General features: G+C 40.9%; 7 protein-coding genes. 1 reads left to right on the plus strand and 6 read right to left on the minus strand.

All coding sequences use genetic code 11. From position 1 onward, the window contains the following. The 4 genes from KB557_RS07560 to KB557_RS07575 all read right to left on the minus strand — a co-directional run. On the minus strand, nt 1-2,239 hold a 2,239-nt coding region (locus tag KB557_RS07560; RefSeq protein ID WP_255132886.1), incomplete at its 3' end, for a hypothetical protein. Further along, nucleotides 2,236-2,601: a YbaN family protein gene (locus KB557_RS07565; protein WP_255132887.1), complete on the minus strand. Its 366-nt coding sequence runs from the start codon at nt 2,599-2,601 to the stop codon at nt 2,236-2,238. The genes KB557_RS07565 and KB557_RS07560, both read right to left, overlap by 4 nt. A 2-nt stretch (nt 2,602-2,603) precedes the next feature. After that, nucleotides 2,604-4,946 carry a heavy metal translocating P-type ATPase gene (locus tag KB557_RS07570; protein ID WP_255132889.1) on the minus strand — a complete coding sequence of 781 codons (2,343 nt, stop codon included), beginning with the start codon at nt 4,944-4,946 and terminating at the stop codon, nt 2,604-2,606. Nucleotides 4,947-4,983: 37 nt separating this feature from the next. Further along, nucleotides 4,984-5,319 carry a hypothetical protein gene (locus tag KB557_RS07575; protein WP_255132891.1) on the minus strand — a complete coding sequence of 112 codons (336 nt, stop codon included), beginning with the start codon at nt 5,317-5,319 and terminating at the stop codon, nt 4,984-4,986. Nucleotides 5,320-5,444: 125 nt separating this feature from the next. Between KB557_RS07575 and KB557_RS07580 the strand changes: the two genes are divergently transcribed. Next, the gene (locus KB557_RS07580) at nt 5,445-6,245 is read left to right on the plus strand and encodes a hypothetical protein (RefSeq protein ID WP_255132893.1); all 801 of its coding nucleotides are present in this window, start codon (nt 5,445-5,447) and stop codon (nt 6,243-6,245) included. On the opposite strand, the gene KB557_RS07585 is transcribed toward KB557_RS07580, so the two are convergent. Further along, nucleotides 6,235-6,915, minus strand: a complete 681-nt coding sequence (locus tag KB557_RS07585) for a DUF1345 domain-containing protein (protein ID WP_255132895.1) — start codon at nt 6,913-6,915, stop codon at nt 6,235-6,237. The genes KB557_RS07580 and KB557_RS07585 overlap by 11 nt on opposite strands. Then, entirely contained in the window at nt 6,908-7,393 is a 486-nt protein-coding gene (locus tag KB557_RS07590; RefSeq protein WP_255132897.1) for a hypothetical protein, read from the minus strand. The genes KB557_RS07585 and KB557_RS07590 overlap by 8 nt, the downstream gene beginning before the upstream one ends. Nucleotides 7,394-7,561: the final 168 nt, after the last annotated feature.

Consider the following 7,561-nt stretch of genomic DNA (forward strand, 5'->3'; position numbering starts at 1 on the left):
CCAGCTTATTTAATGAACTATCACCTTGCGGTGCTCGATTGGTAGATCGGCGCTTAGAAGTGCGTTTTCGCTGAGAGCGCCAACCACCTCGGTGTTTATCTTGCATGTTCCTATGGGTTGATAGATTGCTAAATTCAACCAATAATAAAGGAAGATCAGCAAGAAGAACAGCCAGAAGTGGATCAAGAAGTAGTAGCAAGCTCAACAGCAATGCTGCTGAGTGAGGAAACATAATTAAGTAAAAATTTCTACGATTATTGGACGCAATATCACCGGAAACTGCCGCACAATCAATTAATCGATCTAATCTCTTAGCAGGTAATACTATGTCTGCCATTTCAATTGGTAGTGAAAAAGATCCATCACTAACAGCTATCGCAATATCCGCTTCAGCAAACGCCCCACTATCAACTAGAGAAGATCCAATAAATGCAACAGGGCTTGCGGCACGATCAAAGGATCGAATTAACTCCATACGATCATTTAAATTTAAGGCTGTATGAACCATCTCAGGAGAAAGTTTCAATTGCCTAGCAACAGAATCAAGAGTATCGCCATGCCAAGTACTTACTAAATGCAAATGCCAACCATTATGCCTTAAACGTTGTAATGAACGAACAACTTCCTTGTCGAGATGATCCTCATAAAACAAACCACCAACAACAACAGAGTTAACAACAATGAAAAGCCAATGACGATCCTTAACTTGAGGCATAGACAAGGGTCTTGGAATATTTAAAAGCCTTAATAGTGCTCCACCACCAATATATACATCTAGGCCTGAAATATTACCATTTAAACCGCAGCCACCCACTGAAATCAGATTATCAACTTGGCGCGGTTCAAGATCATTCTCCTTTAAAAACATTTGCAATGGGAATAGTGGTATTGCTTCGGGGAATTCAAAACGTCTAAAGCCAGAAACCATTTCCACCAATGTATTTACATTGTAATCAGCATCTAAACTGCGCATTTCTAAAATAGCTCGATTCAAACCAAAACATATTGCACCCTCAGTAACAACTAAAATATGGCAATCGGCTAAACGATCCAAAACAAAACCCTTACGCAAAGATACGCCCCAACCAGCAAAAAGTTTCCTTACGCCCCGATAAGCAATCGATGCACTTAACTGCCAATCATTGAACGGATCAAATTGCAATAAAGCCGAAGCTGCATGAGTGCGTCCAAGCAAAAGTGCTGAAAATGCTAAACCAAGAGAAACAGGTAAAACCTGCTTGTGCAGCAAACGAGCTTTCTCAATTCCCCAGGGTTCTGGATGATGCTGGGCAAGATCAAGTAGATGCTGATAGATAGGCTGATCTGTGAGACTTTGGGTGAGTTTAAGAACTATTTCACCCTGAACAACCACAACACCTAAAGGCAGGGGTTGAAAACTTTCAACATTTATCTGTGCTGGATCACCATCAAGCAAATGCTTACTAACTACACCTGAACCGGAAACGATATAACCATCTAGAGGTACCATTCCACCCTTAGCAATTAGTATCCTGTCGCCACTACGCAAATCATTAAGATGCTTTTCACCTAATTGAGGAGGCGCCAATAAGAAAGTAACCTCATTTTGCCAACGTTGTAACTCAAGACACAACTCTTCACCGTAACTAATATTGCTAGATATTTGGCCCTGAAGCAACTGATTACTGTTGTCTAACGCAATTTCAGTTGCAAAACCTCCATATTCACCACGCACTAGTAAACTCGTTAACCAAAAAAGATCTAAAGAATCAACTGGAATCTTGCGATTAGCAATATCTCGCTTCAAGTTCAACAAAAAAGGTAGAAATAAAGGAGGAAGCAAAAGAAAGATTATAGGCAAAAACCATGCTTGCAAAAAGAAAGGATTTAAAGCAAACAATCCGCTAGCAATTAAAATTCTTACTAAAGCACCTCGATTAGATGAATTCTGGATTACTAAACTGGAATTCTGTTGAGAGGAGTAATCAACACAATTAAATAAATCTTGAACCTCATCAAAAGACCATGAAAGAAAACTATGATTTAGCAACACAATACATCCAGCCTGGAGATTAATACGAATAAAGTCGACATGCACAGAATCAGAAGCTGCAAATTCAAGGCTTTCCTGGAATTTGCTACTAACCGATAATTGAATATTGGATAATCGCAATCTGCCAGGTAAGGCTGAACGAACAACCCAAACATAACCTGAAAGAGGAGAACAGATACTATCCCCAACCTTCAATATTGTATTCATTTTGGTTTATAACGCAAAGCTAACGCCAACAGAAAGAATGGGGTGCCTGGCAAGATCGGTAATGCCCATCCAAGAATTGCTAAGATCATCAGCCAGTGAATTAAACGATCCCGCCAACTAGCAATATGATCTAGAGGGTTAATAAGTAATTGAGCAATTTCTGCTATCAAATTTGGATCTAAGGGGTTTTTACCATCACCTATTACTAAACCTTGCCCTAAGCCCCAAAGACGAAGTGGTAAATCTGGGTAAATATCAACTAAGGAAGATTGAATTCCGAAGGCCTGATGCAACTGCAATGGGGGGGAAAACCTCAGCCGCAATCTACAGGGGAGAGTATGAACTACCTCTAGATGAGTCATAGCTAAAAATCCGAAGAAACCCTAAATAACTTTAATTTAGTTTCATATCGCCAAGAATATTGTTGAGGATCATTGCTTGCAGACCAGTTAGCGAAATCCGCCTTAGATCTCTTCGCAACAATTTTTTGAGATGTTGTACCAAGGCGCGCAGCTAACTGTTTTAATTCAAGGTCTTGGATTTCTGGTTTGGGTAATGTGATATTAGGCTTATGAGCTAATGGACGCAAAGCATTTAACGCTGCCAGAATACAGCTTCCATTATTTATAAGAATGGCAAATATAGGAGGTATTGGCAACAAAACTCCTATAACCAAAGCCGTAAGATTAGGTACTGCTACTATTGCAATATTTTGCTTCACAATAGAGAAGCTAAACTTAGAAAGCTCATAAGCTTCAAGAAGTTGGATTATATTTCCTCCTGAGAGAATTATCTCAGCTGTTTCCTTAGCAATATCACTACCATGACAGAAAGAAACAGCCACATCAGCGTAGGCTAGTGCAGCGGAGTCATTCAATCCATCGCCCACAAAAGCAACTCGATGCCCCTCTGCCTTTAAACGCCTCACCACATCCGCTTTCACATCAGGCAGAGCTTCAGCATGGATTTGACTCCTCCTCAAACCCAATTGCTGCCCCACTTGAAGTGCAACCGCTTCTGAATCACCTGTAAGTATGTGGCAAGAGATACCCTTCTCTCCAAGCAATCGAAGCAACTCTTTGGAGTCACTACGTAATGAATCAGCTAAATAAATAACACCCGCCAATCGAGAATCAACTGCAATGACAATTTCAGTTGCAACTCTCAAGCTTGAGTCGCTGCTAAAAGGAGGTGGATCGATACCCTCCTCTCTAAGTAAACGCCTATTTCCAACAAGTAATTTCCGACCAGATTGGCTCGCACTGACACCTCTACCAATTTCACAACGCCAATCGCTAACGGTTAGCAAAGAAATCTTTTTAGATTTGGCAGCATTACAAATTGCAATAGCAATTGGGTGCTTAAGACCTTGCTCAGCACTAGCTGCCAGCTGTAGCAAATCATTTTGTGAATAGGAATTGTCTAACACTTCAATATGAAGTAGCTCTGGATCACCAGTGGTTAATGTTCCTGTTTTATCAAAAACAATAACATCAACTTCTGCTAAAGCTTCAAGTGCTCTTCCACTGCGAATCAATATACCGTTGGATGCTGCGCGATTGAGAGAAGCAAGTATTGAAGTGGGAACTGAAACCCTTAAACCTGTACCTAAATCAAGCATCAATAAGGAAGCTGCCTGAGATAAACTGCCAAATAAACTAAAACTCAACGCTGATAATGCAAGAGTTGGTAAAACAAATTGATCAGCTACTTTAGCCGCATAATTTCCAACTCTGCTATCGCACACTGGAGCTGCTTCAAGCAATTTTGCAATTTGGCCTGCTTTAGTAAATTGACCCACTGCTGTTGTTAAAACTTCAATGGAACCCTCTAACACTAAGGAAGATGCAAGAACGTCATCACCAGGTTCAACAAACCTAGGAACTGATTCTCCTGTAAGACTGCGAACATCAAGACTTGACTGCCCCAACAAAACAATGCCGTCTATAGGTACCTGATCCCCGGCAAATAATAGAACAACATCACCAAACTCAATATCAGCAATACAAATTAGCATTGATATATCAGCGCGCCGAATATTAACTTGCGTCTCAAGATCAGTTTTTAAAGAACGCGTTGATGAATGAGCGATTCTCGCAGTAGCATCCCTTATTGATTCGCCACCTTCAATCATCGAAAGCATCAGTGCAGGGCCAAACAAGAAGCCTTCAATGCTATGTAAAACAACAGCAAGAGCGTCTAATACATCAACATTTAATTTTCTACGGTCCCACAAACTTGAACGAGCTCGATCGAAACAGCGTCCGCCGGCCAAAAGAACTAATAATAAAAGTGGGAAGAAAGGAAGTTCGAGCGGCAGTGCAAGAGTAGTTGTAACAAGTGCCAGAAGAGGTAACTTTAATCTTGCAGGCAATAAATCAAACTTTTCACTTGAAATAGCAGCAGCTATTTCTGCTTGAGTTCCATCAGCTATTAAGGGTGGAAGCTCTGAACTTGATAAAGCTAAAGAAGAGGATGCAGAGGAGGATTTAGTTAATGCTAATATTGCTAATTTTTCATTAGTTGAATTTAACCAGCATTCAAAATCTAAATCAGACGAAAACTCAACAACTAAAGATGAACTTAGAGAATTAAAGCGAAACTTTTTTACGCCGGGCAAAGAACTAATAAATTCACAAATAACGTCAGAAAAGTTTAAGTTAACTGCAAACCTAAAGCGATTTCCGGTTCTATGGCGAAGCGCCAAGGGCTCAGAAATAATATGTTGAAGCATGAATCTAGGATCAACCCTCAACAGTTACTTCAGTAACTTTTTCAACAGCAACATCATTACTAGACGAATTAGCGCGATCCTGAACAAGATCTGCACGGGCCTCAGCGACTAGATCATTGAAACTTTCCCCAAGTTCCGAAATGTTGTGAACAACAGAAGTGGTAGCTTCCGATACCTTATCAATAACAATCACACCAACCTTTAAACCTCGTTTGGTTAGGTCTCTTCCGGTATCAGCCATACCCCGAGATAATTTGCCACCACCGGTAACTGCAGCTACTGCAGGTGCCAACGCCATCAATCCAGCGCCGATGCCAAAAGCAGCCAAAACTTCAAGCTCAAACATCGGAAGAATTATGTTTTTATCTTTATATTGGAACACATTAAGATTAAGAAACGTTAATGACTTTATTTGAAATTCCGACTGAGCCCCATGGCGTGCTTCAGATTCAGCACTACTTGCCTAGACGGATGCGACTAAAACTAGTTTCAGGCGATTCGGCTAATGGAGCACTGATCGCAACGAAACTAGGAGCCAAGTGGCATAATAAAAGCAATTCAATCTTAATTGATAATCCTGCATCGCTTCATTCACTAGCTGAAACCATCAGTGAATATGGCTGGTGGCTAACCGCGCCAATGCCAATTTCAAAAAATACTAATTCACACAATCTCCTTGAGCAAATTAGTTTGGAAGTGGGGGCAAACTTAATTGGAGCTTCGCTGGGAGGGGCGCTTGGCGGTTCTTTGGGATCTCTTCTTATCGGGCCGGTTGGCACATCAGTTGGATCATTCCTTGGCCTAGTAATTGGAGCAGTAGCAGCAACTGAAGGCTTGAATAAAATTCAAAATCGAAATCAAAATAACTTGCAACCTAAATTAACTAAAGCGAAAAAAAAGATTGTAAGCAGAGTGACTGGCCGAATTGGAGAAGAGGCTGGTGCTCTTGCAGGGCTACGAATTGGTAGCTTAATTGCAGGGCCAATAGGGGCCGGAGCAGGGGCATTAATCGGTAGTTTGTTGTTAACGCAACTTGGAGAAGATGCAGCACTGCAACAAACAAAACAATGGCGAAAGCCAATAACATGGCTAGAACAAACCGGCAAAGCTGCTGCAGGGGAGGCTACAAGCCAAACATTATTTGGAATTATTGGAGGGGCATTACTTAAAAGCCCTGGCAAGAAAGCAGGAGAAAAGCTTGGCCTTTATCTTGGTCGCAGGATAAATTGGCAAAACTTTAGTTTAATGCCAAATAATTTTGCTATGAATTAATCATTAAATTGGCCACAACCGAGAAGATTAAAGTATAAAAGAGAAAAGAGGCTAATGCTTGAAACATTACAGTTTTCCGCATGCGAGAAGATTCTATATTTACATCGCTCATTGCAAAAGTAAGTGCTACTGCATTCGCAACATAGACAAAATCAGTAAACAAAGGGGCGTCGTCACCTGGGAAAATTAACTCTTGTGGGCCTTGATCAATAGATTCCCCCCCGTGTTCATTACCTCTATAGAATAATTTTGCATAATAGGTAGCAAATGCCAATTGCAGCTCAAGCCAACATAATATAACTCCAAAAAAGTAAAGCAGCAGCTGAAAGGTTTTCGTATCAGACTTTGCGGTATTCATATCATGCATAGACAAACCAAGAAAAACTAGTCCCACAAAGAGAACCAACAATGAACGTTTTAATAGGCGATCTTTTCTTAAATCAGCAGATAAAAATAAATCCCTTGTATCTGATGAGGATAAACGCAAACCATAGGGCAAAACAAATAATAAGTCTGAGATTAATGCGCCAATGAAAGCTCCCGATATCCAATATTCCACTGCAAAAATAGCAAGGATCAAGCCCGATGCTGCGCCGATAAACAAAGCTCTCCGCGGACGCCGCGGTTCAAGAAACGGAGATTCCTGATAAATCTGGCTCGATTTACTCAAGGGCAATCACCTTCCAACTAGATCGCTGCCCCTGCTGATCCAACCTGCGAAAACGAAGCCCATAACGTTCAAAATAAACACCATGATGATCATGTTGACGAGCAGATATCCTGCGCAATCCCAACAAACTTGCCAATTCACCAGATTCCAAATGAATAGAGCGATCAGCACATAGTATTAATAAATCCAAACGCTCGCGCAATAAACGCAATTGAGCGAATTGATTTGCATCTTCCCACGCTGCTGCAGGTTCTGCCGACGCGGGTTTCATCTCCAATACAGTTAACGAACTAACGTTATCGTTTATAGAAGCCCGATTCCTTAAATTATCAATGTCACTACGGTTCACGTAAGTGCGTAAACCTTTATGAACGGTTTGTAGCTTTTCTTGGCGTAATAATAAAAGCAATTCGGATCGTTCCAAGCCGAGCTCTTCCTCAAGTTCCCTTAATGAAATTAGGCTTGGAACGTTTGTCATTGAAAATACCAAAAAGAATAAGGAAAGAAATTAATCGATCGATATCGTTTCATTTCCTTCAAAAGGTGGAGATTCAATAACCACTCTACCTAATTTGCGGTAGAGCTCATCACGCCATATAAATAAAGGATCGAATACAGCTTGATCTGCTATTCCCATCACCCCACG

This window comes from Synechococcus sp. Cruz CV12-2-Slac-r, from assembly GCF_024346075.1.
Taxonomy (GTDB): domain Bacteria; phylum Cyanobacteriota; class Cyanobacteriia; order PCC-6307; family Cyanobiaceae; genus Synechococcus_D.

Excerpts from the sequence above, each read along its gene's own strand:
- KB557_RS07565 (WP_255132887.1), bottom strand. The coding sequence starts at position 2,601 with ATGACTCATCTAGAGGTAGTTCATACTCTCCCCTGTAGATTGCGGCTG.
- KB557_RS07575 (WP_255132891.1), bottom strand. The coding sequence starts at position 5,319 with ATGTTTGAGCTTGAAGTTTTGGCTGCTTTTGGCATCGGCGCTGGATTG.
- KB557_RS07590 (WP_255132897.1), bottom strand. The coding sequence starts at position 7,393 with ATGACAAACGTTCCAAGCCTAATTTCATTAAGGGAACTTGAGGAAGAG.
- KB557_RS07580 (WP_255132893.1), top strand. The coding sequence starts at position 5,445 with ATGCGACTAAAACTAGTTTCAGGCGATTCGGCTAATGGAGCACTGATC.